This is a genomic window from Microbacterium sp. bgisy189 (assembly GCF_057707225.1).
Genome location: NZ_JBYIPT010000007.1, coordinates 21,026 through 47,851, shown reverse-complemented (window position 1 = coordinate 47,851; position 26,826 = coordinate 21,026). Strand labels below are relative to the sequence as shown.

The 26,826-nt window shown below is 69.2% G+C and carries 24 protein-coding genes; 3 read left to right on the top strand and 21 right to left on the bottom strand.

Features of this window, described 5'->3' with window-relative positions:
* Nucleotides 1-14 precede the first annotated feature (14 nt).
* Nucleotides 15-1,325 (top strand): MFS transporter, encoded by a 1,311-nt coding sequence (locus tag AC3ENX_RS10100; protein WP_434811757.1) that lies wholly within the window; start codon nt 15-17, stop codon nt 1,323-1,325.
* 78 nt (nt 1,326-1,403) lie between these two features.
* Here the strand turns inward: AC3ENX_RS10100 and AC3ENX_RS10095 are convergent, their stop codons facing one another.
* From AC3ENX_RS10095 to AC3ENX_RS10085, 3 genes are all read right to left on the bottom strand, one after another.
* Entirely contained in the window at nt 1,404-1,961 is a 558-nt protein-coding gene (locus AC3ENX_RS10095; protein ID WP_434811756.1) for a YceI family protein, read from the bottom strand.
* 141 nt (nt 1,962-2,102) lie between these two features.
* Nucleotides 2,103-2,471 (bottom strand): FKBP-type peptidyl-prolyl cis-trans isomerase, encoded by a 369-nt coding sequence (locus tag AC3ENX_RS10090; protein ID WP_434811755.1) that lies wholly within the window; start codon nt 2,469-2,471, stop codon nt 2,103-2,105.
* Between the two features lie 136 nt (nt 2,472-2,607).
* Complete coding sequence (locus tag AC3ENX_RS10085) at nt 2,608-3,780, bottom strand: PrsW family intramembrane metalloprotease (protein ID WP_434811754.1); 1,173 nt, start codon at nt 3,778-3,780, stop codon at nt 2,608-2,610.
* Nucleotides 3,781-3,861: 81 nt separating this feature from the next.
* Here AC3ENX_RS10085 and AC3ENX_RS10080 point away from each other — a divergent pair, with 81 nt between their 5' ends.
* Entirely contained in the window at nt 3,862-4,728 is an 867-nt protein-coding gene (locus AC3ENX_RS10080; RefSeq protein WP_434811753.1) for a fumarylacetoacetate hydrolase family protein, read from the top strand.
* A 52-nt stretch (nt 4,729-4,780) separates the two neighbouring features.
* Here the strand turns inward: AC3ENX_RS10080 and AC3ENX_RS10075 are convergent, their stop codons facing one another.
* From AC3ENX_RS10075 to AC3ENX_RS10055, 5 genes are all read right to left on the bottom strand, one after another.
* Nucleotides 4,781-5,245 (bottom strand): DUF4190 domain-containing protein, encoded by a 465-nt coding sequence (locus AC3ENX_RS10075; protein WP_434811752.1) that lies wholly within the window; start codon nt 5,243-5,245, stop codon nt 4,781-4,783.
* Nucleotides 5,246-5,283: 38 nt separating this feature from the next.
* Nucleotides 5,284-6,750 carry an aspartate ammonia-lyase gene (locus tag AC3ENX_RS10070; protein ID WP_434811751.1) on the bottom strand — a complete coding sequence of 489 codons (1,467 nt, stop codon included), beginning with the start codon at nt 6,748-6,750 and terminating at the stop codon, nt 5,284-5,286.
* A gap of 123 nt (nt 6,751-6,873) precedes the next feature.
* Nucleotides 6,874-7,773 carry a metallophosphoesterase gene (locus AC3ENX_RS10065; RefSeq protein WP_434811750.1) on the bottom strand — a complete coding sequence of 300 codons (900 nt, stop codon included), beginning with the start codon at nt 7,771-7,773 and terminating at the stop codon, nt 6,874-6,876.
* A gap of 44 nt (nt 7,774-7,817) precedes the next feature.
* A complete protein-coding gene (locus AC3ENX_RS10060) occupies nt 7,818-8,153 on the bottom strand; it encodes a peptidase (RefSeq protein ID WP_434811749.1) in 336 nt (111 codons plus the stop codon).
* The gene (locus tag AC3ENX_RS10055) at nt 8,150-9,448 is read right to left on the bottom strand and encodes an inorganic phosphate transporter (RefSeq protein WP_434811748.1); all 1,299 of its coding nucleotides are present in this window, start codon (nt 9,446-9,448) and stop codon (nt 8,150-8,152) included. Before AC3ENX_RS10055 ends, AC3ENX_RS10060 begins: the two co-directional genes overlap by 4 nt.
* A gap of 199 nt (nt 9,449-9,647) precedes the next feature.
* On the opposite strand from AC3ENX_RS10055, the gene AC3ENX_RS10050 reads away from it, so the two are divergent.
* Entirely contained in the window at nt 9,648-11,753 is a 2,106-nt protein-coding gene (locus AC3ENX_RS10050; protein WP_434811747.1) for a S9 family peptidase, read from the top strand.
* A gap of 94 nt (nt 11,754-11,847) precedes the next feature.
* Here AC3ENX_RS10050 and AC3ENX_RS10045 read toward each other — a convergent pair whose 3' ends face one another.
* From AC3ENX_RS10045 to AC3ENX_RS09985, 13 genes are all read right to left on the bottom strand, one after another.
* On the bottom strand, nt 11,848-12,114 hold the full coding sequence (locus AC3ENX_RS10045) for a DUF559 domain-containing protein (RefSeq protein WP_434811746.1): 267 nt from the start codon (nt 12,112-12,114) through the stop codon (nt 11,848-11,850).
* A 766-nt stretch (nt 12,115-12,880) separates the two neighbouring features.
* Nucleotides 12,881-13,909 (bottom strand): ATP-dependent 6-phosphofructokinase, encoded by a 1,029-nt coding sequence (locus AC3ENX_RS10040; RefSeq protein ID WP_434811745.1) that lies wholly within the window; start codon nt 13,907-13,909, stop codon nt 12,881-12,883.
* Between the two features lie 96 nt (nt 13,910-14,005).
* The gene (locus tag AC3ENX_RS10035; protein WP_434811744.1) at nt 14,006-16,180 is read right to left on the bottom strand and encodes a DEAD/DEAH box helicase; all 2,175 of its coding nucleotides are present in this window, start codon (nt 16,178-16,180) and stop codon (nt 14,006-14,008) included.
* A gap of 213 nt (nt 16,181-16,393) precedes the next feature.
* Complete coding sequence (locus AC3ENX_RS10030; protein WP_434811743.1) at nt 16,394-18,580, bottom strand: heavy metal translocating P-type ATPase; 2,187 nt, start codon at nt 18,578-18,580, stop codon at nt 16,394-16,396.
* A 7-nt stretch (nt 18,581-18,587) separates the two neighbouring features.
* Nucleotides 18,588-18,794 carry a heavy-metal-associated domain-containing protein gene (locus AC3ENX_RS10025; RefSeq protein ID WP_434811742.1) on the bottom strand — a complete coding sequence of 69 codons (207 nt, stop codon included), beginning with the start codon at nt 18,792-18,794 and terminating at the stop codon, nt 18,588-18,590.
* 63 nt (nt 18,795-18,857) lie between these two features.
* Nucleotides 18,858-19,739: a glycerophosphodiester phosphodiesterase gene (locus tag AC3ENX_RS10020; protein WP_434811741.1), complete on the bottom strand. Its 882-nt coding sequence runs from the start codon at nt 19,737-19,739 to the stop codon at nt 18,858-18,860.
* An 85-nt stretch (nt 19,740-19,824) separates the two neighbouring features.
* A complete protein-coding gene (locus AC3ENX_RS10015) occupies nt 19,825-20,688 on the bottom strand; it encodes an aldehyde dehydrogenase family protein (protein ID WP_434811740.1) in 864 nt (287 codons plus the stop codon).
* A complete protein-coding gene (locus AC3ENX_RS10010; protein ID WP_434811739.1) occupies nt 20,685-22,127 on the bottom strand; it encodes an aldehyde dehydrogenase family protein in 1,443 nt (480 codons plus the stop codon). Before AC3ENX_RS10010 ends, AC3ENX_RS10015 begins: the two co-directional genes overlap by 4 nt.
* A gap of 20 nt (nt 22,128-22,147) precedes the next feature.
* Nucleotides 22,148-23,167: a deoxyribose-phosphate aldolase gene (gene deoC, locus AC3ENX_RS10005; RefSeq protein WP_434811738.1), complete on the bottom strand. Its 1,020-nt coding sequence runs from the start codon at nt 23,165-23,167 to the stop codon at nt 22,148-22,150.
* A gap of 51 nt (nt 23,168-23,218) precedes the next feature.
* A complete protein-coding gene (locus AC3ENX_RS10000) occupies nt 23,219-24,376 on the bottom strand; it encodes an ROK family protein (protein WP_434811737.1) in 1,158 nt (385 codons plus the stop codon).
* 47 nt (nt 24,377-24,423) lie between these two features.
* Nucleotides 24,424-25,173, bottom strand: coding sequence for a hypothetical protein (locus AC3ENX_RS09995; RefSeq protein ID WP_434811736.1), 750 nt, complete (start codon nt 25,171-25,173; stop codon nt 24,424-24,426).
* 114 nt (nt 25,174-25,287) lie between these two features.
* Entirely contained in the window at nt 25,288-26,247 is a 960-nt protein-coding gene (locus AC3ENX_RS09990) for a bifunctional riboflavin kinase/FAD synthetase (RefSeq protein ID WP_434811735.1), read from the bottom strand.
* Nucleotides 26,244-26,693: a hypothetical protein gene (locus tag AC3ENX_RS09985; RefSeq protein WP_434811734.1), complete on the bottom strand. Its 450-nt coding sequence runs from the start codon at nt 26,691-26,693 to the stop codon at nt 26,244-26,246. Before AC3ENX_RS09985 ends, AC3ENX_RS09990 begins: the two co-directional genes overlap by 4 nt.
* Nucleotides 26,694-26,826: the final 133 nt, after the last annotated feature.

Sequence of the window (26,826 nt, the reverse complement as noted above, 5' to 3'; positions counted from 1 at the left end):
CTGAGTTCCGCGTCATGATGGCGCGCCTGCGACGCGACCACTTCATCGATCTGCGCCCACTCACCGCGAGTCCGGCGTTCGCGCGGATGTCGGTCGGGTCGACGCTCGCCGGGCTCGGCGGCCAGCTCACGATCGTCGCGATCATGCTGCACATGTACGACCTGACGGCGTCGACCTTCGCGGTGTCGATGATCGCCGTCGCGGGACTCGTGCCGATGATCATCGCGGGACTGTACGGCGGCATGCTCGCCGACGCGTTCGACCGGCGACGGGTCGCCCTCATCGCGGCGACCGTGACGTTCGGCTCGACAGCCGTCCTCATGACGCTGACGTGGATGGGCGGCGAGACCGTGGCCGCGCTCTACGTGATCGCCGTCGTCAACTCCGCCGCGAACTCGGTCGTCATGGCCGCCCGCCAGTCGATCGTCCCGCGCTTGATTCCGCGTGAGCTGCTGCCGGCGGCCTCGGCGCTCGGTGGCATCACGATGGGCATCATGGTCTCGATCGGGCCTGCCGCGGCCGGTGTGCTCGTCGCGTTCACGGGCTACGGCTGGACGTACACGATCGATCTCGTGCTCATGTCGGCGCTCTTCCTCGGCCTGTGGACGCTGCCACGCATCCATCCCGAAGGCGAGACGGTCCGGCCGGGACTTCGGTCGCTCGCCGACGGCTGGGCGTTCTTGCGTCGCGCGCGCAACATCCGGTTGCAGTTCGTGCTCGACATCATCGCGATGACGTTCGGACAGCCGCTCGCGCTGTTTCCCGCGATCGGCACCCTGCTGCTGGGCGGCGGACCGATCACCACCGGGGTGCTCACCGCGTCGATCGCGATCGGTGCCTTCTTCTCGAGCCTGTTCTCGGGGCCCGTGGCCCGATACCGCCATCACGGTGTGGGCATCGAGCGCGCCATCATCGGCTACGGCGCCGCCATCAGCGTCTTCGGCGCGGTGCTGCTGCTCGCGGCGCTCGGCGTCGCAGCTCCGGCGGTCGTCGATGCGTCGTCGGCGAACATCACACTGCTGGTCGCCGCAGCCGTCGCCCTGGCGGCGGCGGGCGCCGCCGACAACATCAGTTCGATCTTCCGCAACACGATGGTGCAGGCCGCTGTGCCCGACGCCATCCGCGGCCGCCTGCAGGGCGTCTTCATCGTCGTCGTCGCGGGAGGCCCGCGGCTCGGAGCGCTCTACGCCGGCGCGCTCGCGACCTTCACGACGCTGTGGTTTCCGCCGCTGCTCGGCGGTTTCGTGATCATGGGGCTCGCGCTGATGCTCGTGCGCCTGAACCCCCGGTTCCGCACGTACGACGCCGACGAACCGACGCCCTGAGCACCGGCCTGAGGCGCGACGAAGGGGTGGATGCCGCGGCATCCACCCCTTCGCGTCGCGTGCTGGAACGCGGGTTCCTCAAGCCTGCAGCGCGCCCTGCAGGTCGAGGGTGATCGTGACGTCCTTGCCGACCAGCACGCCGCCGGTCTCGAGCGCGGCGTTCCAGGTGAGGCCGAAGTCCTCGCGGTCGATGACGGTGGATGCCGTCGCACCCGCCTTGTAGTTGCCCCACGGGTCGGTGCCGAAGCCGCCGAATTCGACCTTGAAGGTCACCGGCTTGGTGACGCCACGGATGCTGAGGTCGCCGTCGACGAGGAAGTCGCCGCCCTCGATGCGCACGCCGGTGGAGGCGAACTCCATCGTCGGGTAGTTCTCCACGTCGAAGAAGTCGGCGGAGCGGAGGTGGGTGTCGCGGCCCTCATCCTTCGTGTCGATCGAGGTCACGTCGACGGAGGCGTCCACGCGCGCCTCGAGCGGGTTCTCGGGCGCGATGATCGTGGCGCTCTTGACGCCGAAGGTGCCGCGCACCTTCGAGATCATCATGTGGCGGACGCTGAAGGTGACCTCGCTGTGCGAGGGGTCGAGCACCCAGGTGCCCGCCTTGTAGCCGGGGATATCGATCGCGGTGGTCGTCATGAGGGGCCTTCCGTTGGTGAATGGTCTGCAGGGTGCAACCACTCGCGATCGGATCTATTCCCGTGAATACGAAATTCGTGCGCAGAAGAGGGCGGGTGGTCATGCCACCCGCCCTCTCGCTGCTCGGTTCAGCCGATCCGGTCAGCCGACCTTGAGCAGGTCGATGATGAAGATCAGGGTCTTTCCGCCCAGGAAGTGACCGCCCGCGGGGCCGTACGCCAGGTGCGGCGGAATGACCAGCTCGCGCCGTCCGCCGACCTTCATGCCGGGGATGCCGTCCTGCCAGCCCTGGATCAGGCCGCGCAGCGGGAACTGGATCGACTCGCCGCGTCCCCACGACGAGTCGAACTCCTCGCCGGAGTCGTACTCGACGCCGGCGTAGTGGACGGTGACGGTGTCGCCCGGCTTCGCCTCGTCGCCGTCGCCCACGATGATGTCGCGGGTGACGAGCTCCTGCGGGGCCGGGCCGGACGGGGCGTCGAACTCGGGCTTGGTGCGCTCATCAGTCATGACTCCATCCAAGCACCTCATGACCGCGTGCGGACCCTCTTGACACGGCCGAGCGCCCGCCTCGACAATGGGTCAAGGCCAACTCAGCGCCCGGGAGTCATGCAGGCATCGCCGCAGCACCGGGCGCTGAGTCTTGTCAGCGGGACAGCAGCGCGACCCGCGCGGCACCCGCCCGAGCGAGGAAGACCTTCTCGTCTTCGGCCGCGTGCGGATCCCGCCCCGTCAGCGCCCGTTGGCGCGCCGCGGCGAGCGCAGTCGAATCCGCGATGAAGTCCTTCATGTGTCGGACTCGATCACCGGGAAGCGTCCTGGCCCACGCGATCCCCGCTCGGCGCCCCCACGACGTCGCGAGCATGTCGACCTCCTGCGGGGCGAACCAGCCGGCGGCTGCATACTCCCCCAGTCGTTCGCGCGTGAGCCGGGACTCCTCCCGTCGCAGCAGCACGACCCCGACGATGAACCCGATGAACAACGGCACCTGCAGCGTCACGTACAGCTCGAAGAAGTCGCCGAACATCGCCGACCCGTTCCACAGTGCGTGCAGCGCGATGGCGCCGACCAGGCCGAGCAGCCCGGGGCCGAGCGCCGCCGCCGCGCCCCGCCCGGACCGTGCGGCGCGGCCGAGCGCGTACCCCGTCACGGCCGTGAACATGACGTGGGCGAACGGCGAGAGGATGCCGCGCAGGAAGAACGTGATCGTCGTTCCGTCGACACCCTCGTCGATGAGGCTCGTCGCGAAGTAGAGGATGTTCTCGGTGAACGCGAACCCGGCACCCACGAGCGCGCCGTAGACGACACCGTCGACAGGGCCGTCGAACGCGCGTCGCGCGACGGCGAAGATGAGGAAGACGCCGAGTCCCTTCGCGAACTCCTCGACCACGGGAGCCTGCACGACTGACGACAGCGCTTCGCCGAAGGTCGAGTCGTCGCGACCGAACAGCGCGACGAGTCCGATGTCGACGCCGAGTGCGATGCCCACCGACACGATGGCACCCCATGCGATCGCGAAGATCACGAGCGAGCGGGGCTCGGGCTCCCATCGGTCGACGAGGCGAACGGCCAGCAGAACCCCCGTCAGCGGCAGCAGCGCGAGGACCATCCCGATGGTTGAGGCGGCCGCTCCGAGGAAGGTCAGCAGGTATGCCACGAGCCCGATGAGAAGCACGATGAGCACCGCGAACACCCAGATGGGTGTCGAGCGGCCCTTTCGCGTCGGCACCGGCAGGGCCGGCGCGGCTGGTGCGGGCGGCGGGACGATGGAAGCGGGAGCGCCGTGCGGCTCCTGGGCCAGCGGCGAAGGGAAGGTCACGGCCCCAGCCTAGGGGCGCACACGGAGCGCGAACCGTGTCACCTCGCGCGCCACTTCTCCGCGCGCCGGTAGCCTGGAAGGATGCGCTTCGCCCACGTCACCCTGCCCGGAGAGGCGGCACCGCAGCTCGTCCTCGTCCGCGATGGACACGCCGTCGCGGTGGGTTCGCTGTGGGACGGCGCACCCACACGCCTCCAGCAGCTGATCGACGGCGGCGACGAGGCACTCGACCGGGTTCGGCAGTCCGCCGAGCATGCCCCAGCGGGGCACCCGATCGACGGGCTCGCGTTCGCGGCGGCGGTGGATACGCCGCCCATCGTCCTCGCCATCGGCCTGAACTACGCGGCCCACTCCAGCGAACTCGGCCTCAAAGCCGACACCGCCCCGACGGTCTTCGTGCTGTGGCCGAACTCGCTCAGCGGGCACGGGCAGACCACGACCTGGCCACGGACCCTGAGCGAGTCGGTCGACTACGAAGCCGAACTGGGCGTCGTCATCGGCAGCGCCGCGAAAGACGTCTCCCCCGACGACGCGCTGGCGCACGTGTGGGGCTACACCGTCGTCAACGACATCACGGCCCGTGACATCCAGTTCTCGGAAGCGCAGTGGTCACGGTGCAAGTCGTTCGACGGATTCACTCCGAACGGCCCCTTCGTCGTGACCGCCGACGAGATCGCCGATCCGCAGGACCTGCATATCTGGGCGGTGGTCGACGGTCAGACCGTGCAGGACGGCAGCACGGGGCAGATGATCCGCTCGGTGCCGACACTCGTCTCCCACTTGTCGCAGTCGGCGACACTGCTGCCCGGCACCCTCATCTCCACCGGCAGCCCCGGCGGCGCAGGCTACTCGCGCGACCCGCAGATCTTCCTGCGGGACCGATCGACCGTCACCGTCGGCGTCGACGGGATCGGCGAACTCACCACCCGCTGTCGCATCATCGGCTGAAACGGCGACGGCGGATGCCCCCGAGGGGACATCCGCCGCATTGGAACGCCGATCAGTCGAGCTGGCCCTGATCCACCTGCTCACACGGGATCTGCTCGCCCATGTACTCGATGTACCCGGAGCCGCCCGTCGAGCAGTTGTCGAGGTACTGCTGGTAGATGTCCGTCGACGCGTTCATGAACAGCGAGAACACGACGATGCCGACGATGATGCCGACGATGCCGAGCACGACGCTGATGATGATCGCGGCGAGTGCGAAACCGTTCTTGTGGCCGGCCTTGCGGCTCTGGACGAGCGCGATGATGCCGAGGATGAGGCCGATCAGCTGCGCGAAGAACGACAGCACGAACGCGACGATTCCCATCGTGCGCCCGGGGATCGGGCCGCTACCGGCGGCGGGCGAAGCGGGCGGTGCGGAAGCGTAGGCCGGGGCCTGATAGGCGGGCGGCTGGTTCGACGGCGTCGAGTTCTGCGGATCGGTCATGTTCGTGGTCTCCTCGTACAGGGGGCCGGACATCGGCCACCGTCGACGCTATCCAGCCGAGGCCCTCCCGGTCAAAGGCGGTCGGCCTCGACGACGTTCTCGGCGGGCTGCACGATCGGGATCGCCTGCGTGATGGCTTCGAGGCCCGACAGCCGAGCGGGCGAGAGCTGCTTGTCGACCTCTTCGCGCGACATGAGGCCGGCCTCGACGACGAGGTCGCCGATGTTGTGGCCGGTCAGCAGCGCTGTCTTCGCGAGCGCCGCCGAAGCCGCGTAGCCGATGTACGGCGTGAGCGCTGTGACGACACCGACCGAGGAGCCCACCATGGCACCGAGGCGCTCACGGTTGGCGGTGATGCCGTCGACGCAGTTGACCCGCAGCGTGCGCATGGCGCGCCGCATCCACGTGATCGACTGGAAGATCGAGTGCGCGATGACGGGTTCGAACGCGTTGAGCTGCAGCTGCCCGCCCTCGACGGCCATCGTGACGGTGAGGTCGGCGCCCGCGACGGCGAATGCGACCTGGTTGACGACCTCGGGCACGACCGGGTTCACCTTGCCGGGCATGATCGACGAACCCGCTTGGCGGGCCGGCAGGTTGATCTCACCGAGTCCGGCCTGCGGGCCGCTGGAGAGCAGGCGCAGGTCGTTGCAGATCTTCGACAGCTTGATCGCGTTGCGCTTGAGCGATGACGAGAACGACATGAACGAGCCGGTGTCGCTCGTGGCTTCGACCAGGTCGTCGGCCGTGACCAGGTCGAGCCCGGTGATCTCGCGCAGGTGACGTACGACGGCGGGTGCGTACGCCGGGTGTGTCGTGATGCCGGTGCCGATCGCGGTCGCGCCCATGTTGACCTCGTACAGCAGGTAGGCGTTCTCGTTCAGCCGCTGGTGGTCGTATGCGAGGGTCGTCGCGAATCCGTGGAACTCCTGCCCGAGCGTCATCGGGACGGCATCCTGCAGCTGCGTGCGACCGATCTTGAGGACGTCGTGGAACTCGACCGCCTTGGCGAGGAACGACTGCTTGAGCAGATCGAGCTCCTCCAGCAGCGACTGCAGGTCGAGGGCGAGCCCGACCTTGATCGCGGTCGGGTACACGTCGTTGGTCGACTGGCTTCGGTTGGTGTGGTCTATCGGCGACAAGAAGTCGTAGTCGCCCTTGTCGCGGCCGGCGAGTTCGAGCGCGATGTTGGTGATGACCTCGTTCGCGTTCATGTTCGTCGAGGTTCCGGCGCCGCCCTGGATGACCCCGACGACGAACTGGTCGTGGAACTCGCCGTCGATCACCCGCTGCGCGGCGCGGTCGATGAGGTCGGCGCGCTCGGCGTCGAGCACGCCGATGTCGCGGTTCGCGCGGGCCGAGGCCTGTTTGACCATCGCGAGCCCACGCACCAGGTCGGCGTACACCGAGATAGGTCTGCGCGAGATCGGAAAGTTCTCGAGCGCTCGGGCGGTGTGGATGCCCCAGTAGGCATCGGCCGGGATCTCCATCGAGCCCAGCGAGTCGGATTCGGTTCGCGTCGTCGCGTCCAGAGCCATGTGTGCAGTCCTTGTGGGTCGTCACAGCGAGGAAGGGATGCTTCGAGCCTACCCACGTCGCGCGACGCACCGACCGGACACGGCGTATAGTTCTGCACGCTCGATACGCCGCGGTGGCGCGTGTCATCGCTTGCGCGAGAACTGCTCCAACCGCTCCTCGGGCGTGAGGGTCGCCATGCGCGCCGTCCACGCATCGCTGAAGTACTCGACGGTGTCGGCCGAGGCCACCGGCACCACCGTATGGGTGATCGTGTCGCGGTAGACGTGCACGAGCTGGAACGACTGCCCGGCATCCATGCCGTTGACCCGGTTGGCGGGGCGCTGCAGGTTCATCGTGTAACAGGTGGCCGCCGCGACGCTCACCGGCACCCCCGCGAACATGCCGCTCATGCCGTAGTGCAGGTGCCCCGCGAGGATACCGCGCACGTCGGTGCCGGCGATCACCGCCGCGAAGCGATCCTGACCGCGCAGTTCGAGGATGTCGAACAGCGGCACGTGGCTCGGCAGCGGCGGGTGGTGCAGCGCGAGGAGCGTGCCCAACGGCGCCGGTTCGGCAAGTTCCGCCCGCAGCCAGTCGAGCTGGTCGTCGTCGAGATCGCCGTGATGCCAACCCGGCACGGTCGTATCGAGGGCGATCAGCCGAAGCCCCCGCAGATCCCACACCCCCGTGATCGGCTCCTGCGACCCGATGGCGTCGAACAGCCCTTCGCGCATCGCCGGGCGCTCGTCGTGATTGCCCGCCACCCACACGAGGGGTGCACCGAGCGACGCCGCGAACGGCTCGACACGCTCGCGCAGCGCGCGGTACGCGTCGGGCTCACCCAGGTCGGTCAGGTCGCCCGTGAAGACGATCGCGTCGGGCCGGATGCCGGTGGCCCGCACCGCCTCGAGTGCACGTTCGAGTCCGTCGACGGTATCGAACCGGTCACCCAACCGCGCATCGCCCGCGAGCAGGTGGGTGTCGCTGAGATGCACGAGCACCCGCTCGGCGGGCGGGTGCGCTCCGAACTGCACGGCATCCATGTCGCCAGCCTACGACCCGGTACCGACCTCGACTGTGGACCGCGTCAGTGGTTGAAGACGATCAGCAGCAGGCCGACAAGCACCGCGCCCCCGGCGACCGCGAACGATGCGATCGCGCCGACGAAGGCGAACTGCTTCTGCCCGTCGGTGAGGGGGCTCTTCTTGGCGGCCTTGGCAGCGGCCTTCGCCGCCCGCTTGGCCTCCTTCTCAGTGATGATCGTGATCGCATCGGTGAACTCTGCCGGTGCGACGACCGGCGAGCGACCCGCGAGCACGAGCAGACGCAGCCCGATCGCGTAGAACGACACGACCGCGACGGCACCGATCATGGCGGCGATGAACACCTGCAGGAAGGCGATCCAGTTGATCTCGATGTTCATCGCTCGCCTCCCTTGGCCGCACGCGCGGCGTCTTTCGCGGCCTTCTTCTGTGCGGCGCGCTCACGCGCCTCGGCCTCAGCCTTGCGCTTGGCCTCTTCGCGCAGCGCGACACGCTGGCGTCGCGTGGGCGGCGGGTTGCGCTTGACTTTGATGGCGTGACCCGAGTCGGCGACCTCGCTCATCGCGTTGGCGTGGTTGACCTCGTTGCGCCGTGAGCGGAGGAAGATCGCGAGGATGATCGCGACCGCGGCGACTGCGCCGATGAGCACGCCGACGACCTGCCCGAGCCACACGACCACCAGCGCCGCGAGCGCACCGACGGCACCTGCGGCGGGCAGCGTGAGCACCCAGCCGATCATGATGCGACCGGCGGTGCGCCAGCGCACCTTCGACCCGCGGCGCCCGAGTCCCGAACCGATGACCGATCCCGACGCGACCTGCGTCGTCGACAGCGCGAAGCCGAGCGCGCTGGAGGCGAGGATGGTCGATGCGGTCGATGCCTCGGCGGAGAAGCCCTGCGCCGGCTTGACGTCGGTGAGTCCCTTGCCGAGCGTGCGGATGATGCGCCAGCCGCCCATGTAGGTGCCGAGCGCGATCGTCACGGCACACGCGATGATGACCCACAACTGCGGCTCGTGGTGCGCTGCCGACTGCCAGCCGACGGTGATCATGGCGAGGGTGATGACACCCATCGTCTTCTGCGCGTCGTTGGTGCCGTGCGCCAACGCGACGAGCGACGACGTGAAGATCTGGCCCCAGCGGAAGCCGTCGCGGCCGTCCGGCTTGGCGTCGTAACGACGCGTGAGCGCGTAGGCGAGCTTCGTGACGGTGAAGGCGATGATGCCCGCCGTCAGCGGCGCGATCAGCGCCGGGAGGACGACCTTGGTGAGCACGACGCCGAAGTCGATCGCCGCCGCGCTGGCACCGACGAGCGTCGCGCCGATCAGCCCGCCGAACAGGGCGTGCGAGGAGCTGGACGGCAGCCCTAGCAGCCACGTGAGCATGTTCCACGTGATCGCGCCGATGAGGCCGGCGAAGATGATGGCCGGAAAGATGCTGCTCGAGAGCTGATCTTCTCGGATCATGCCGCCGGAGATCGTCTTGGCGACCTCCGTCGACAGGAACGCCCCGACGAGATTGAGCACGGCGGCCAGCAGCACGGCGGTCTTCGGCTTGAGCGCGCCGGTCGCAATGGGCGTCGCCATCGCGTTCGCGGTGTCGTGGAAGCCGTTGGTGAAATCGAAGAACAGCGCCAGTGCGATGACCAGCACGACGATCAGGGCTGCTGTTTCCACAGGTCGCTTTCCGTCGGGGTGTTGAGGGGGAAATGGCCGATGATGATCGGCGGTGCGAACGAAGAGTTCACCGTGGTTTCAGTGTCCGGCAACCGGACCAGAATGTATCCTGTCACACCCTCCTGGGAACAGGGAACCAACCGCATCTGCGATCGCCCAGCACGCCGCACGACGGCGCGCGGGCGTTAGCGTTGAGCCTGTGACCGAGCAACTCTCCGCACCCGTCGCCGACCGCCGCCCCTCCCCCCGTGCCCACCACGGCGACACCTTCGCCGATCCGTACGAATGGCTGCGCGAGAAGGATGCCGCGAGCGTGCGCGCCCACCTCGACGCCGAGAACGCGTATACCGACGCGCGCACCGCGCATCTCGAAGGACTGCGCGGTCGCATCTTCGACGAGATCAAGGGCCGCACCCAGGAGACGGACCTGTCCGTCCCCACCCGGCACGGGTCATGGTGGTACTACAGCCGCACCGTCGAGGGACGGCAGTACGGCATCCATTGCCGTGCACCCCTGGCATCCCCCGATGATTGGACGCCGCCGCAGCTCACCCCGGGCGTCGACGTGCCGGGCGAGCAGGTGCTGCTCGACGACAACGTCGAGGCCGAGGGGCACGAGTTCTTCTCGCTGGGCACCTTCGACGTCTCGACCGACGGCGCGCTGCTGCTGTACGGCGTCGACACCGAGGGCGACGAGCGCTACACGCTGCGCGTCCGCGACCTCGCGACGGGCGAGAACCTGCCCGACGTCATCACCGACACGTTCTCCGGCGCGACCCTCTCCCCCGACGGCCGCTTCGTCGTCTACACGACCGTCGACGACGCCTGGCGTCCCGACACCGTGTGGCTGCACGAGCTTGGTGCAGACCCGGCCGCGGCGCAGCAGTTGTTCCACGAGCCCGACGAGCGCTACTGGGTGGGAGCCGGCTTCACGCGAAGCGAACGCTACCTCGTGATCGAGACCGGTTCGTCGATCACGTCGGAGGAGTTCCTGGTGCCCGCCGACGACCTGCGCGCCGAACCACGGTCGGTGTGGCCGCGCGTCGAGGGCGTCGAGTATTCGGTGACCCACGCCGTGGTCGACGGCGAGGACGTGCTGTATGTGCTGCACAACGCCGACGCGCTCGATTTCGAGCTCGTGCGGGTGTCGGCATCCGACCCTGCGGGCGCGCGCGAGGTGGTGCTGGGCCACGAACCGGGTCGCCGGCTGCTGCACATGTCGGCGTTCCGCGACTGGGGTGTCGTGTCATACCGGCGCGAAGGGCTCCCCCGCGTCGGCCTGCTCGACTACGCCAGCGGTGCCGTCGATGAACTCGATTTCGACGAACCGCTGTACTCGGCGGGCGCGTCGGGCAACCCCGAGTGGGCGCCGCCGGTGCTGCGACTGGGGTACGGCTCGTTCGTGACGCCGGGCACCGTGTACGAGTACGTCATCGGCAGCGGCGAACTGCTGCTGCGCAAGCGCCAGCCCGTGCTCGGTGGGTACGACCCGGCCGACTACGACCAGCGCCGCCTGTGGGCCACCGCCGAGGACGGCACCCGCATCCCGATCTCACTCGTCTGGAAGCGCTCGTTCGGCGACCCCGCCGACGGGCCGCGCCCCGTGCACCTGTACGGCTACGGCTCATATGAGCATTCGATCGACCCCGGCTTCTCGGTCGCACGCCTGTCGATGCTCGACCGCGGCGTCGTCTTCGCCGTGGCGCACGTGCGCGGCGGCGGCGAGATGGGCCGCCAGTGGTACGAGGACGGCAAGCTGCTCGCCAAGCGCAACACCTTCACCGACTTCGTCGCCGCGGGCCGTCACCTCGTCGATGCCGGGGTGACCGTGCCCGAGCGCCTGGTCGCCGAGGGCGGATCCGCCGGCGGCCTCCTGATGGGCGCGGTGGCCAACCTCGCACCGGAGCTGTTCGCCGGCATCCTCGCCGATGTGCCGTTCGTCGATGCGCTGACGACGATCCTCGACCCGTCGCTGCCGCTGACCGTCATCGAGTGGGACGAGTGGGGCGACCCGCTGCACGACCCCGAGGTGTACGCGTACATGAAGTCGTACACGCCGTACGAGAACGTACGCGAAGGCGTGACGTACCCCCGCATCCTCGCGTCGACCTCACTCAACGACACCCGCGTGCTGTACGTCGAGCCCGCCAAATGGGTCGCGCGCCTGCGCGAAGTCGGCGCCGACGCACTGCTCAAGTGCGAGATGGCGGCCGGCCACGGCGGTGTCAGCGGCCGTTACAACGCCTGGCGCCAGCGCGCCTTCGAACTCGCCTGGCTGCTCGACGTGTTGGGCCTGGCCGACTGAGGCGCGGCGTCTCCCGAAGACAGGAGAAGTCGCCGGAACAGGCGAATTCGGCTCCCATGCTCCTGTCTCCGTGATTTCTCCTGTTGAGGCGACGTCAGCGGTGGAGTCCCTGCGCCATTGCCGCAGCGATGGTGGAGATGACGTACTCGGGGTCGAACAGCAACTGTTGGAGGTCGAACCGCAACACGGTGTACCCCCGCAGCGCCAGCCGCGCATCGGCGCGCAGATCGCGACGGCGGTCGGCTCCCTGGTGATGCGCGAACCCGTCGAGCTGGGCCACCAGGTGGCGCCCGATGAGCGCGTCGACAGGATGATCGTCGAGCCACACCTGCTGCCGGATCTCCACGCCGATCGATCGCATGAGTGTCGCGAAGCGAGTCTCCAACCCGGAGTCCGACAGCTCGGATGCCAGGTCTCCGATCCGCCGAGCACGTTCGCTTCGCCACCGCACACGTGACAGCACCTGCGGATCGATGAGCCGCTTGCGGATCGCGGATTCCCAGACGCTGAGCGCGTCACCGAGCGGTACGCACCGCGCGACATGGAAGAGGACGTTGATGATCGGGTCCTCGAGCGCATGGGGGTGGCCACAGGCGCCGGTCCCCGTGACCAGTGCAGTCGGAGCCCGGCGTCATCCACTCGAGACGCCGTCGGCGGAACGGCGACATGGAGGGCATCGTGCGCAGGCGTCCACAGTCCCGCGCGCTCGGCCTGCGTCAGGCACGTCACCCGGCCGCCGCTGAGCGCCGCCCGCCGAAGCGACCAATCGCAATCCGGGCTCACCAGCCACGATCGACGAACGCGTTCGGCCGCACCGGTCGCCACCGCGCACCGAATCCCGTGGGTCGTGAATCCTGACTCTCGGGCCACTGTCGTGTGGGCGACTCCGCCCTGTTCAGCGAGCCACAGGCTGAATTGTCCGATCGACCTCATGCCGACCACGGTGCCGCGGTGCGCCGCTGCTGTGCCCGGCGGCGGCATGATCTGGGGACAACTCCGCTGACCTCACCGTTGGGGAGGAGCCGGCGCGTCTCACGCACACAGGAGATATCCCCGAAGCAGGACGATCGCCGAGATTTGGTCCTGTCCCAGGGATTTCTCCTGTTCTCGGCGCGCGGCCCCGCGGGTCAGCCGAAGAGCGCGGCGGCCTCTTCGTAGCGGTAGAGCGGCACGGTGTGCAGTTCGCCGAGGGCGTCGGCGAACGGGACGCGGACGATGTCGGTGCCCTGCAGCGACACCATCTGCCCCCAAGCCTCCTCGACGACGGCGTCGGCCGCGGCCAGGCCCAGACGGGTCGCGAGCACGCGGTCGAACGCCGACGGCGAACCGCCGCGCTGGATGTGGCCGAGCACGGTCGAACGGGTCTCGATGCCGGTGATGCGCTCGATCTCGGGCGCGAGGATCTCGCTGATGCCGCCGAGGCGCGGACGGTTGAACGCGTCGAGGCCCTTGTCGCTGTAGGCCTCGTCCATGCCGGAGAGGGTGAAGCCCTCAGAGACGACGACGAGCGGCGCGCGGCCGCGGTCGTGCGCCTTCTGCACCTGCGCGGCGATCTCCTCGATCGACATCGGCACCTCGGGGATGCAGATGACGTGGGCACCGGCGGCGATACCGGCGTGCAGCGCGATCCAGCCGACGTGGCGGCCCATGACCTCGGCCACCATGCAGCGCTGGTGCGAGTCTCCGGTGGTGCGCAGCCGGTCCATCGCGTCGGTCGCGATGTTGACGGCCGTGTCGAACCCGAACGAGTAGTCGGTCGCACGCAGGTCGTTGTCGATCGTCTTCGGAACGCCCAGCACGTTGATGCCGTCGTTCGCGAGGCGGTTGGCTGCAGCCAGCGTGCCTTCGCCGCCGATCGCGATGATCCCGTCGATGCGGTGACCGTACAGCGTCTTCGAGATGTTCTCGGCGCCGCCGCGGGGACCCTCGTACGGGTTCGTGCGGCTCGTGCCGAGGATCGTGCCGCCGACCTTCGACAGCCCCTTCACCTCGTGGCGCGTCAACGGAAAGAAGTCGCCGTCGACGACGCCTCGCCAACCGTCGCGGATGCCGACGAACTCCACGTTGTACGTGGTGGTGCCCTTGAGCACGACGCCGCGGATCACCGCGTTGAGGCCGGGGCAGTCGCCGCCGGACGTGAGGATGCCGATCTTCATGTGGTGAGGATCCCTTGGTGTTTCGTGGATAGCGCGGCGCCGTTGCCTCGCACAGAGACTATCGCCGTGCGAGCACCGCGTGCCACACGTGACGGATCAAGCAGCGCCGAGCGCCTGCCGCAGCAGGTGCTTGAGCGCCGACAGTTGCACCGACTCACCGGACTCGGGCCCGACGGCCGCGCCGTCGAGGGCTCGGGCGGCAAGCCCCTCCTTCGAGTCGATGAGCTCGGCGATCTTCGTGTCGAGCGTGTGCGCCGCGATGATGCGCCACGCCGTCACCGGCTCGTCCTGCCCGATGCGGTGCACGCGGTCGATCGCCTGCGTCTGCTCGGCGGCGGTCCACGACAGCTCCGCAAGCACGACGTTGGAGGCCGCCTGCATGTTCACACCCACACCCGCCGCCGTGAGCGAACACACGGCAACGGCGACATCGGGGTCGTTGTTGAACGCGTCGATCGCCTCCTGACGGGCGGGCGTCGACTGATCGCCACGCAGCGACACCGTGCGCAGGCCCGCCGCGGCGAAGTGCGCCTCGGCGGCGTCCATGACGTCGATGTGCTTGGCGAAGAAGACCACCTTGCCGACAGACCGCTGCAGCTGCACGGCGTAGTCGGCCGCGAGCACGGCCTTGGCCTGACCGATGCGGCGGACCATCGTGAAGACGTTTTCGCCGCCTGCATCCGATGCCCGCGACTCCTCCAGCTCGCCTTCGGCGACCAGCCGCACGATGTCTTCATCGGCCTCGCCGTAGACGACCCGATCGCCGCGCGCCTCGATGATGCGACGGTACTTCGCCGCCAGGCGCTCGCCGAGCTCACGCTCAGCGGCACGGATCGAGCGTCCGAATTCGTCGTCGAGCTCGACCGGCAGATCGGCGACGAGCTTGTCGGGCAGGTCAGCGGCGACGTCCTTCTTCTTGCGGCGGACGATACCGAGCGAGATGACTGCTGCGCGCGCCTCGGGGTAGAAGGCCTTGTCGGCAGGGGTGAGGCCGGTGGCGTCGAGCTTCTCCATCAGCACCGGGCCGGGCTTCTCGCCGTTGGTCCAGCCGAGGAAGCGCCAGATCGCATCGAAGTCTTCGACGTCATTGATCAGCGGGGTGCCGGTGAGGGCGAGCATGAGCGGGTCGCGCACCTGCTCGCGGATGCGGCCGGCGAGGGCCAGCACGTTCTGCGAACGCTGCGACGTGAGGTTCTTGATGAAGTGCGCCTCGTCGACGACGAGCCCCTTCAGGCCCAGTGTGCTCAGCCACGACAGGTGCCGGTCGAGCACCTCGTAGTTGACGATGAACACGTCGGCGAACGCGTCGACGGTGGCGCCGTCACCCTGGATGACGGTGGCGCGGCGCTGCGGCGTCCACCGCTCGACCTCGCGCGCCCAGTTCATCTTGACGACGTTCGGCACAACGGCCAGGAGCGGGTAGGCGCCGGCGACCGATGCCGCCAGCACCGACTGCGCCGTCTTGCCCAGACCCGGCTCGTCTGCCAGCAGGAAGCTGCGGTGCCCCTCACGGACGGCCTCGAGGAACCGCGACTGGTGCGGCATGATGTCGAGGCCCTTGGGCGACAGACGGTCGAGCTCTGGAACGGGCGGCAGCTCCATGGATGCCGCTCCCCCGCCGGCGCCGATCTCGAACGACTTGTACAGCGGGCCCATGAGTTCCCAGCCGTCGAGACGCCGACGCTGCGAGGCGACCGGCGCGCGCAGCGCGAGATCGGGGGCGAGGAACGGGTTGGCCTCGCGCCGCGCCTCGATCTGCGGCGGCACGACCTGTCGCTCAGCGAGCGCGGCGGGCACGACGGCCGCCTGCACCGGCTTGACGTCGGTGATGATGAGTTCGTCCTCGGGGAGTTCGGCACCGGATTCGAGCAGCCAGTCACGGCGCATGCGCTTGGCGACCGGCGACGTGGCCTGGTCGACCTCGAGCAATTGGATGAGCGACGTGTCGCGGGCAGCCGTCTTCGCGAGGATCGTCGCGACACCGTCGAGGCGCTTGAGCAGCTCGACGCGCGCGCCGTCGGCGATCTCGCCGTCGGCCTTGACGCGGGCGCGCTCCTCGCGAACGAGGAAGGCGATCACCTGGAACTTGACGCGGTTGGTGGGGCCCAGCTTGCCGCGCTGCGCCTTCGCCTCGACTTCGCGCACTTTGCGGGCGAGGATCGGGATGAGGGGGGCCTCGTCGTCGCGGCGCGAAGACGAGCCCTTGCGGCGGCGGGCCGATGATGTGGACGCGCCTCGAGTGGCGGGCGCGGCGGGTGCCGTGGTCGGCATGCTCCTCCTGAGCGTGTGGGCCGGGTCGACCCGGCGGCCGGATCGACGGGTCGATCGGCGGTTCGGTGCCCGTGACGCCCAGACGTCGCGAGCGGGAGTGCGTGAGGCTCGTCGGTGCCGGCTGCGGGTACTCGCTTCTGCGAGCTGCAACGTCGGAGCGACGGATCCCTCGTCACCAGTGTAGCGCGCACGCCCCGATCGGCGCGGGATGTGTCAGCCCGCGCGCCGCAGTCGCAGGCTGTTGAGCACGACGAACACGCTCGAGAAGGCCATCGCGGCACCGGCGAGCATGGGGTTGAGCAGGCCTGCAGCGGCGAGCGGGAGCGCCGCGACGTTGTAGGCGAAGGCCCAGAACAGGTTGCCGCGGATGATGCGCATCGTGCGGCGACTGAGCGAGATCGCGGTGGCGACGGGTGCCAGTCCGCTGCCGGCGACGGTGATGTCGCTGGCGTGCATCGCGGCATCCGTGCCGCCACCCATCGCGATGCCGAGGTCGGCGGTCGCGAGCGCTGCGGCGTCGTTGACACCGTCGCCGACCATCGCGACGCGGCGCCCTTCGGCGCGAAGTCGCTCGATCTCGGCGACCTTGCCCTCCGGCAGCACGCCCGCGACGACGCGGTCGATACCGACTTCGGCGGCCACGGCCGCGGCTGCGCCGGCGTTGTCGCCGGTGAGGAGGACGACGTCGAGTCCGAGTCCGCGGAGTCTGGTCACCACGTCGGCGCTGTCGGCGCGCACCGTGTCGGAGACGGCGATCACCGCCGTCACCTCGCCGTCCCATCCGGCGACGACGGCGGTCGCACCGTCGGCTTCGAACCCAGCGATGCGCGCGGTGACCTCTGCATCGAGGGTCGCGTGCTCGGCCGCGAATCCCGCCCGCCCGACAAAGGCGACGTGGCCGTCGACGACGCCTGTGACTCCCCGCCCGGCGTGCGCCGTGAACTGGTCCACGTCGCTGCGCGTGTCGGCGAGGGCGGCGAGCGCACGCGCGATGGGGTGCTCTGAGCCGTGTTCGAGGGATGCGACGATGCGCCCGACGGCGACCGGGTCTGCGTCGCCGAACGGCACCACATCAGCGACGCTCATGCGCCCCTCGGTGACGGTGCCGGTCTTGTCGAGCACGACGGTGTCGATGCGGTCGGCGTTCTCGAGCGCCTCGGGTCCGGTGACGAGGATGCCCAACTGCGCGCCGCGTCCGGTGCCGACGAGCACCGCGATCGGCGTCGCCAGTCCGAGTGCACAGGGGCAGGCGATGATGAGCACCGCGACGGCGGCGGTGAACCCGGTGGCGACGGGCTGCCCGGCGAGAAGCCACCCGGCGAGCGTGAGCACCGACAAGGCGATGACGATCGGCACGAAGACGGCCGAAATGCGGTCGGCGAGCTTCTGCACGCGGCTCTTGCCGGTCTGGGCGTCTTCGACCAGCCGCGCCATGTGCGCAAGGCGGGTGTCTGCCCCGACGCCGGTCGCCCGGACGAGAAGCTGCCCGTCTGCGGCGATGGTTCCGCCGGTGACCGGGTCGCCGACGGCGACGTCGACGGGGACGGACTCTCCCGTCATCATGCTCTGGTCAACGGCTGCCCGCCCCCCTTCGACAATGCCGTCCGTGGCGATCTTCTCGCCCGGCCGCACGACGAAGCGGTCGCCGACGACGAGGTGGTCGACCGGCACCCGGCGACCGTCGTCACGCTCGACGTCCTTGGCCGCCATGTCGAGCAGGGCGTGCAGCGCAGCGCCCGCCCGCCGCTTCGAGCGGTGTTCGATGTGCCGCCCCAACAGGAGGAACGCGGTGACGGCCGCCGCGACTTCGAAGTAGACGAGCGCACCGGCGTCATGAACGGGCCCGAACAGGACGACATCGTGCGTGAGGCCGATGCGCCCCGCGGTGCCGAACAGCAGTGCCCAGACGCTCCAGCCGAACGCGGCGAGCGTGCCGAGGGTGATGAGCGTGTCCATCGTGGCGGCGCCGTGACGCGCGTTCGCGACGGTCGCACGGTGGAACGGCCAACCACCCCACAGCACGATCGGTGCGGTGAGGACGAGCGAGACCCACTGCCACCCGGGGAACTGCCAGGCCGGCACCATGCCGAGTGCGACGACCGGCACCGCGAGTGCCGCCGAGACGAACAGCCGCGTGCGCAGCGAGCCGTCGGCGTCACCTTCCGGCGCGGCCGGTGCCTGCTCGCGGCGCACGCGCGCGTCGTATCCGGCTTCACGCACAGCGCTCACGAGCGCACCCGGGTCGGTGCCCTCGGGAAAGACGACCCGCGCCGACTCGGTGGCGAGATTGACGGATGCCGTCACCCCGGCCACGGTCTGCAGCCGCTTCTCGACGCGCGCGACACAGCTGGCGCACGTCATTCCCTCGATGTCGAGGACGGCTTCACGGGTGTCTGTCATGGCAGCCTCAGGCGCGACCGGCGAACGCGTAGCCGGCTTCGGCGACGGCAGCGGCGATGGCCTCGTCGGATGCGGCGCCGGCGACGGTGACGGTCCCTTGCGAAACGTCGACGGCGACGTCGGTGATGCCGTCGACGGCGCTCACCTCACGCGCGACGGCCTGGGCGCAGTGCCCGCAGGTCATGCCTTCGACGGTGTAGGTCTGGGTGCTCATGGCTGCTCCTTCGAGTTCAGGGATAGCAACATGATACCCCCTAGGGGTATTCCCGGCATCCCATCACTCGGCGGCGAGCGTCTGCTGCCAGGAGTCCAACCGCACCGGGTCGTCGGTGACGATCCCGTCGACGCCGAGGGCAGTGACCTCGCCCCACTGGTCATCGGAATTGAGTGTGAACACGATGACGCGCATTCCCGCGGCCTGGAGCGCGTCGACCGCCTCGGGTCGTGCGAGGAGGGCTTTTCGATCCACGATGATGCCGCGGGCGCCGACCTGCACGGCCGCCTCGACGACATCCGCGGGCAGCTGCTTGAGCAGCACGAGCCGGGCGATGACGTCGGATGCCGCGCCGAACAGCCCCAGCACCCGGGCATCGAAGGACGCGACGGCGACGGCGCGCTCGAGTCCGCGATGCTCGATCGCCGCGACGAGGGCGGCGGCGCCCGCGGCATCCCACTCCCCCTTCAGGTCGAGCAGCGCGCGACCGTCACGGCGTGCCAACAGATCGAGGAACTGCTCCGCAGTCGGCACTCGCGTGCCACGGAATGAGGCGTCGTGCGACGCGCCCGCGTCGAGCCGCTGCACCTCGGCGAGCGTGAGCTCGGCCAGTGCGCCTGCGCCGTCGGTCGTGCGATCGACGGTCGCATCGTGGAAGAGCACCGGATGACCGTCGGCGGTGAGCGACACGTCGACCTCGACATAGTCGAAGCCACCCGACAGGGCCGCCTCGACAGCGGGCAACGTGTTCTCGGGCGCGAGTGCCGCGCCGCCGCGATGGCTGGCGATGAGGGCGCGGTCACCGGGGTCGCGCGCCTCACCGAGCAACTCGTGCGCGCTCACGCGCGTCGGGACCGCCGCCAGCAGCGCAAGCGTGACGGCCGCCACGGCCAGTGCCGCGAGCCAGAGCGCAGAGAGCCGTTCGGCTCGGAGCGTGCGGGGCATCGGGTATGTCCTTCGCTCGACGTCGTCGTCGAGCCCACCCTACGCCACAGCGTTACCTTTTCGTTACCCTTTTTTCGCTCGGCGTTCAGACCATGCTCTTCGGATGCCACACCGTTTTCGTCTCGGTGAACGCCGTGATGCGAGCCAGGCTCGGGGCCGCGGCATCGTCACCGCCCTCCGGCGGCAGCACACGCGTGAGCGTCTCAGCCGCAGCGATCTGCAGATCGACCCAGTCCAGGTCGCCGGCGCCCACCAGGTCGAGTGCGTGCACATCGGGGTGGGACGCGAGCCACGGTGCGAGTTCTGCGGGTGAACCGGTGAGCACGTTGACCACACCCCCGGGCACGTCGCTGGTCGCGAGCACCTCGGCGAGGCTGATCGCCGACAGCGGGAAGCGCTGCGCGGCGACGACCACGACCGTGTTGCCGGTCACCAGTGCCGGCGCGATGGCAGAGACCAGCCCGAGCAACGCGGTGTCCTGCGGCGCGATGACGGCGACGACGCCAGTCGGCTCGGGCACCGAGATGTTGAAGTAGGGGCCCGCGACGGGGTTGCCGTTTCCGGCGACCTGGCCGTACTTGTCGCACCATCCGGCGTACCAGACCCAGCGGTCGATGGCCTCGTCGACCTCAGCGCGCGCCGCCGTCGCGGTGGCGCCGGTCTGCTGCACGATCTCGTCGACGAACTGCGCGCGTCGCCCTTCGAGCAGTTCGGCCACGCGGTACAGCACCTGACCTCGGTTGTACGCGGTCGCGCCGGCCCACCCCTTGCCCGCCGCGCGCGCGGCGGTCACGGCATCGCGGGCGTCCTTGCGCGACGCGAGTGCAGCGTTGGCGAGGAACTCGCCTGACGTCGAACGCACTTCGTAGGTGCGCCCCGACTCGCTGCGGGGGAAGGCCCCGCCGATGAAGAGCTTGTACGTCTTCGGCACGGTCAGTCGCTTGCTCACGCCGACGCTCCCTTCAGGTACGCGAGCAGGCCGTGGCGGCCGCCCTCCCGGCCGTAGCCGGATTCCTTGTAACCGCCGAACGGGCTCGACGGGTCGAATCGGTTGAACGTGTTGGCCCACACGACACCCGCGCGCAGCCGGTCGGCGACGGCGAGGATGCGCGAGCCCTTGTCGGTCCAGATGCCCGCAGACAGGCCGTAGGGCGTGTTGTTGGCCTTCTCGATCGCTTCGGCCGGCGTGCGGAACGTGAGCACCGAGAGCACCGGACCGAAGACCTCTTCGCGGGCGATGCGGTGGCTGGCCTGCACGCCGGTGAAGATCGTGGGGGCGAACCAGAAGCCGTTCTTCGGAATCTCGCAGTCCGCGCTCCAACGCTCCGCGCCCTCTTCTTCGCCGATCTTGCTGAGCTCGGTGATCCGCTGGATCTGTTCGGCGGAGTTGATCGCCCCGATGTCGGTGTTCTTGTCGAGGGGGTCGCCCAGGCGCAGCGTCGACAGCCGGGCCTTGAGCCGGTCGATGACCTCGTCGTGCACGGACTCCTGTACGAGCAGACGACTGCCCGCGCAGCAGACGTGCCCCTGGTTGAAGAAGATGCCGTTGACGATGCCCTCGATGGCCTGATCGATCGGCGCGTCCTCGAACACGATGTTCGCGGCCTTGCCGCCGAGTTCGAGGGTGAGCTTTTTGTCGGTGCCGGCGACCGACTTCGCGATCTCGCGGCCGACGGGGGTCGACCCGGTGAAGGCGACCTTGTTCACGTCGGGGTGACGCACGAGCGCCGCGCCGGTCGCTCCGGCGCCCGTGATGATGTTGACGACGCCCGGCGGCAGGTCTGCCTGCTGCAGGATCTCGGCGAAGATGAGCGCCGACAGGGGCGTCGTCTCGGCGGGCTTGATGACGACCGTGTTGCCCGCGGCGAGCGCCGGTGCGATCTTCCACGCGAGCATGAGCAGCGGGAAGTTCCACGGGATCACCTGGCCCGCGACGCCGAGCGGCTTGGGGGCCGCGCCGAGGCCGGCGTGGTCGAGCTTGTCGGCCCACCCGGCGTAGTAGAAGAACCAGGCGGCGACGAGCGGCACGTCGACATCGCGGCTCTCCTTGATGGGCTTGCCGTTGTCGAGGCTCTCGGCAACGGCGAGCTCGCGGGCGCGTTCCTGCACGAGACGGGCGATGCGGAAGAGGTACTTGCCGCGATCGCGACCGCTCATCTTCGACCACGTCTTGTCGAAGGCGCGGCGGGCTGCGCCCACGGCGACATCCACATCGGCCTCGGTCGCCGATGCGACCGACGCGATGGTCGATTCATCGGCGGGCGAGATCGTCAGGAACGACTCACCGGACCCGGCGCGGAACTCGCCGTCGATGAACAGTCCGTACTCGTCACGGAGGTTCAGAATGGCCCGTGATTCGGGGGCAGGAGCGTATTCGAGGAAGCTCATGTGTTCTTTCCGTATCCAGATCAGTCGATCGTCACGTAGTCGACGCCGGTGTAGTGGCCGGTGCGCAGCTTCTGACGCTGCAGCAGCACATCGTTCAGCAGGCTCGATGCGCCGTAGCGGAACAGGTGCGGCTGCAGCCACTCCTCGCCGACCGTCTCGGCGACGGTGACGAGGTACTTGATGGCATCCTTCGCCGTGCGGATGCCGCCCGCGGGTTTCACACCGATCTTCTGCCCCGTCGCGCGGTACCAGTCGCGCACGACCTCGAGCATGAGGAGCGTTGTGGGAAGGGTCGCCGCAGGCTGCACCTTGCCGGTCGAGGTCTTGATGAAGTCGCCGCCGGCGAGGATCGCGAGCCACGATGCGCGCTTGATGTTGTCGTAGGTGTTCAGCTCACCGGTCTCGAGGATGACCTTCAGCGACGCGTACGAGCCGTCGGCGCGGCGGCAGGCCTCTTTGACCTGCACGATCTGGTCGAACACGAGCGCGTACCGGCCTGCGAGGAAGGCGCCACGGTCGATCACCATGTCGATTTCGTCGGCGCCTGCCGCGACGGCCTCGGCGGTGTCGGCGAGCTTGATGGCGAGCGAGGACCGACCGCTCGGGAACGCGGTCGCGACGGCGGCGACGCCCACGAGGCCGTCGTCGGGGTCGCCGTGCATGCCGCCGAGGGCCTCGACGGCGAACGGCACCATGTCGCCGTAGACGCAGACCGCCGCAACGCGCGGACAGGTGGGGTCGGAGGCGTCGGGATGCAGCGCCTTGGCGACCAGCGAGCGCACCTTTCCGGGCGTATCGGCGCCCTCGAGGGTGGTGAGGTCCATCAGCTCGATGATGCGGTCGAGGGCCCACGCCTTCGACGTCGTCTTGATCGAACGGGTTCCGAGGCCGGCCGCCCGCTGTTCGAGGCCGACCGCGTCGACGCCCGGCAGCCCGTGCAGGTAGCGGCGCAGCGTGGTGTCGTCTGGGGCGCCGCCCAGAATTTCGACGGCGCGTTCGGTGACGCTCAACTCGCGCGTCGGAGAGGACGAGATCGTCATGTTCATCGTCTTTCGGCTCATCGGGAGGGGCGGACGGGGAAAGGTCTAATTCTAGACATTATGAAGGAGTGCTGCCGTATGCGGCCAGGCGAACGCGGCATCGCCCGCCAGTTTCACGGCTCCGGTGAGACCGGCTTCGGCGCCGAGCGCACCGAGTTCGATGCGCAGATTCTTCGTCGCGAGCGGATGCGAACGCTCCGCGACCCGCTCGCGGATGGCATCGAGCAGTGCCGGGCTGGCGGGGGCGAGGTTGCCGCCGACGATCACGAGCGTCGGGTTCAGCATGCCGACGGCGTCGGCCAGCACGTCGCCGAGCCGGTGGCCTGCGCGGCGCAGCAGGTCGAGCACGAGCGGGTGCCCGTCGCGGGCGAGCGCGACGATGTCGGCGCTCGTGGCAACAGACATGCCCCCGTCCCTCTCGAGGACCCGCGCAATGGCCCACCCGCCCGCGGTCGCCTCCGCGCAGCCGAACTGTCCGCACCGGCAGCGCTCGCCACCCGGCCGTGGGAGATGCCCCAGGTCGCCGGCAGCGCCCTGTCCGCCGCGCAGGATCTCGCCGTTGGCGATGATGCCGGCGCCGATTCCCATGCCGACCTTCAACAGGAGCACGTCGCGGACGGCGGGCGGAACGTGTGCGTATTCACCGATCGCGATGATGTTGGCATCCTTGTCGACCACGATCGGTGCGTCGAAACGTTCGGTGAACGCGGCAGGCACGTCGATCCCGTCCCAACCGCGCATGGTCGGGGGGCTGACGACGCGCCCCGTCGACTGCTCGATCGGGCCGGGGATGCCGACGGCGATTCCGGCCACTCGAGCCGGCGTCGCGGACTGCCGCTCGAGCAGTTCGAGGAATGCGGCCTGCACGGTGCCGAGCACGGCATCCGGTCCGTCGTTGACGTTGATGTCGTGATCGGTGACCTCGATCAGGGTGCCGAGGAGGTCGGCGATCGCGACGCGCGTGTGACTGCCGCCGACGTCGGCACCGAGCAGGAATTTTCGGGCTCCATCGATCACGAGACGGTCGGCAGGGCGCCCGCCGGTGCCGCGGACGTACGCGTCGGCGCGGACGAGCCCGCTCGACTGGAGCGCATCCAGTCGCCGCGCGACGGTCGCCCGTGCAAGGCCCGTCGAGCGCACCAGCTGCGCCTGACTGGTCGCCGCGCCGGAACGGATCAGCCCGAGCAGGCTCGCCGCGATCTCATCCACCCATCGATCTTCGCAAGCGGCCGACGCCGTGTCGACCCTCGCGCTCCCTATTGCGTCGGCGCGTCGGGATGCCCGGGTGCGGCGAACACGGGCGCCACCAGCGCGTCGACCGAAATGCCGCGACGACGCGCCTCGTCGGTGAGCTGCTGGGCGAGCTGTGCGCTCACGATCGTGGGGTCTGCCGGCGCCACGGGTGCCGCAGCGGCGGCCGCGACGTCATCGCGCAGCAGCAGCGACATGACCGGCACGACCACGACGCCGAGGGCGGCGAGGATCAGCGCGATGCCGAGGACCCGCCAGTACGCGTCACCGAACGCATCCTCGTTCCAGATGCCGAACGTCGCCACGAGGAATGTGACGCCGAGCAGCGCCAAGGTCGTGACGAGCGCCACCCGCACGGGTGTGCGGCGACGGTCGACCAGCAGGAGCAGCAACGATGCCACGGCGAAGTGGGCCGTCGCGATCGATCCCGTCACGGCCAGCTTCGTGACGATGTCGTCCCAAGGGATCAGCTCCCACACGAGCCCGAGCAGCAGGACGAGCGTGACGATGGAGACGCCGATGCCGATTGCCCCGAACACCTTCGTGCGGCGCTCGAGGAGCGTGGCACAGCACAGCACCGCGATGCTGAAGACACCCGACAGGGCCGTCGTGCCGAGGATCCGCCAGACGGTCTCGTCCATGCCACCGCCGAGCAGCGCAGCGATGCCGGCCACTGCCGCCAGCACGAACGAGACGACCACCACCCAGACGACGACCCGCCTGACAGTCTTGGCCCGGTTCACCGGTTCACTCATCGTCGCGCCCCCTCTCGGCCTGCGCCTTCGCGATCGGCCGCCTGTGCGCGACTCTAGCGCCTCGGATGCCACGTGCAGGCGCCCGCCACACCAGCGGTTCGGGCAGGGTGACGGTCAGCGCAGCAGCGACCGCACGCGCGCGACGTCGTCGCCCATCTGTGCGATGAGGGTCTCGATGCCGTCGAACGCCATCATCGGCCGCACCCGGTGCGTGAACCGGACACGGACGGTGTGGCCGTACAGATCGAGGTCGTGCTCGTCGAGCACGTAGGCCTCGACCTGGCGCGCCAGCACATCGTCGAAGGTCGGATTCGTGCCGACCGAGATCGCTGCCGGGTAGCGCGTGACCGCGTGCGACGGCGCCCCTGCGCCAACTCCTTCGTCGAGCAGCCAGCCCGCGTACACGCCGTCCGCCGGCACGAACCCCTCGAGTTCAGTGGACAGATTCGCCGTCGGATAACCCAGCTCGCGGCCGCGCTTGAGGCCGTGCACGACCTCACCGCGCACCTCGTGTGCCCGGCCCAGCAGACGCGCCGCGTCTTCGACATCACCCGCCGCGAGCGCTTCGCGCACCCACGTCGACGAAACCCGCCGTCCGCCGCCCTCGATGTCGCCGACGACGGCGGCACGGAAGCCGAACTCGGCGCCGAGGTCGACGAGCAGGTCGGGGTTGCCGGCGCCGCCCTTGCCGAAGCGGAAATCATCGCCCACGAGCACCATGACGACGCCGAGCGCATCGACCAGCACGTGCTCGACGAACTCCCGCGGACTCAGTCCCGCGAGCGCCTCGTCGAAGCGCAGCACGAGCGTCGCGTCGACGCCGGCTCCGGCGAGCAGCCGGAGCTTCTGCTCGAGGCTGACCAGCGGCTCAGGGCACAGCTCGGGACGCAGCAGGCTCAGCGGATTGCGGTCGAAGGTCACGGCGACCACGCGCGCCCCGGCATCCGTCGCGGCCACCCGGGCACGGTCGATCACCGCGCGGTGCCCGGAGTGCACCCCGTCGAACTTGCCGATCGCGACGACGCTCGGGCCGAACCCTACGGGCACCTCCGCCGGCTCACGGAAGACGATCACCAGCTCGACCCCTGTTCGACGGGCTCCTCTTCGACGACGTGCGAACCGTCACGGTGCGTGACCAGCCACCACAGGCCGATGAACGGCAGCACGAGGGGCACCCACACATAGCCATAGCCGTAGCCCGACCAGACCGTCGCGTCGTGGGCGAAGAGGTCGGGCAGCACGAGACTCAGTGTGCCGACGACCAGCACACCGACCAGTTCGAAGCAGATCGCGACCCACGCGATGATGTACCAGGTGCGCGAACCAGACTTCACGAGTGCGACCGTCGCGAGGATGTAGACGAGGGCGGCCGCAGCCGACAGCGTGTACGGGACGGGCGCGGCGTCGAACTCCTGCACGATCTGCACGAACGATCGGCCGGTCGCGGCGAGCGCCATGATCGCGTAGACGATCACGAGGACGCGGCCAATGCCGGTCATGCGGGGGCGGGTCGTAGCCATGACCTGTCCATCCTAGGCGCGTCGATCACGCCGCCTGGACGGTCCATCGACCCATCCAGGGGCCTGCGCGAGCTGGCACATAGACCACTTTCGCCTCGCCGGTAGACAGACACACCAAGAAGTGACAATATTC

Bases quoted from the DNA above. Each gene is read 5' to 3' on its own strand.
- AC3ENX_RS10100 (WP_434811757.1), top strand. From the start codon at position 15: ATGATGGCGCGCCTGCGACGCGACCACTTCATCGATCTGCGCCCACTC.
- AC3ENX_RS10095 (WP_434811756.1), bottom strand. From the start codon at position 1,961: ATGACGACCACCGCGATCGATATCCCCGGCTACAAGGCGGGCACCTGG.
- AC3ENX_RS10090 (WP_434811755.1), bottom strand. From the start codon at position 2,471: ATGACTGATGAGCGCACCAAGCCCGAGTTCGACGCCCCGTCCGGCCCG.
- AC3ENX_RS10080 (WP_434811753.1), top strand. From the start codon at position 3,862: ATGCGCTTCGCCCACGTCACCCTGCCCGGAGAGGCGGCACCGCAGCTC.
- AC3ENX_RS10075 (WP_434811752.1), bottom strand. From the start codon at position 5,245: ATGTCCGGCCCCCTGTACGAGGAGACCACGAACATGACCGATCCGCAG.
- AC3ENX_RS10070 (WP_434811751.1), bottom strand. From the start codon at position 6,750: ATGGCTCTGGACGCGACGACGCGAACCGAATCCGACTCGCTGGGCTCG.
- AC3ENX_RS10065 (WP_434811750.1), bottom strand. From the start codon at position 7,773: ATGGATGCCGTGCAGTTCGGAGCGCACCCGCCCGCCGAGCGGGTGCTC.
- AC3ENX_RS10060 (WP_434811749.1), bottom strand. From the start codon at position 8,153: ATGAACATCGAGATCAACTGGATCGCCTTCCTGCAGGTGTTCATCGCC.
- AC3ENX_RS10045 (WP_434811746.1), bottom strand. From the start codon at position 12,114: ATGCGATCGATCGGCGTGGAGATCCGGCAGCAGGTGTGGCTCGACGAT.
- AC3ENX_RS10040 (WP_434811745.1), bottom strand. From the start codon at position 13,909: ATGAAGATCGGCATCCTCACGTCCGGCGGCGACTGCCCCGGCCTCAAC.
- AC3ENX_RS10035 (WP_434811744.1), bottom strand. From the start codon at position 16,180: ATGCCGACCACGGCACCCGCCGCGCCCGCCACTCGAGGCGCGTCCACA.
- AC3ENX_RS10030 (WP_434811743.1), bottom strand. From the start codon at position 18,580: ATGACAGACACCCGTGAAGCCGTCCTCGACATCGAGGGAATGACGTGC.
- AC3ENX_RS10025 (WP_434811742.1), bottom strand. From the start codon at position 18,794: ATGAGCACCCAGACCTACACCGTCGAAGGCATGACCTGCGGGCACTGC.
- AC3ENX_RS10020 (WP_434811741.1), bottom strand. From the start codon at position 19,739: ATGCCCCGCACGCTCCGAGCCGAACGGCTCTCTGCGCTCTGGCTCGCG.
- AC3ENX_RS10010 (WP_434811739.1), bottom strand. From the start codon at position 22,127: ATGAGCTTCCTCGAATACGCTCCTGCCCCCGAATCACGGGCCATTCTG.
- deoC (WP_434811738.1), bottom strand. From the start codon at position 23,167: ATGACGATCTCGTCCTCTCCGACGCGCGAGTTGAGCGTCACCGAACGC.
- AC3ENX_RS09995 (WP_434811736.1), bottom strand. From the start codon at position 25,173: ATGAGTGAACCGGTGAACCGGGCCAAGACTGTCAGGCGGGTCGTCGTC.
- AC3ENX_RS09985 (WP_434811734.1), bottom strand. From the start codon at position 26,693: ATGGCTACGACCCGCCCCCGCATGACCGGCATTGGCCGCGTCCTCGTG.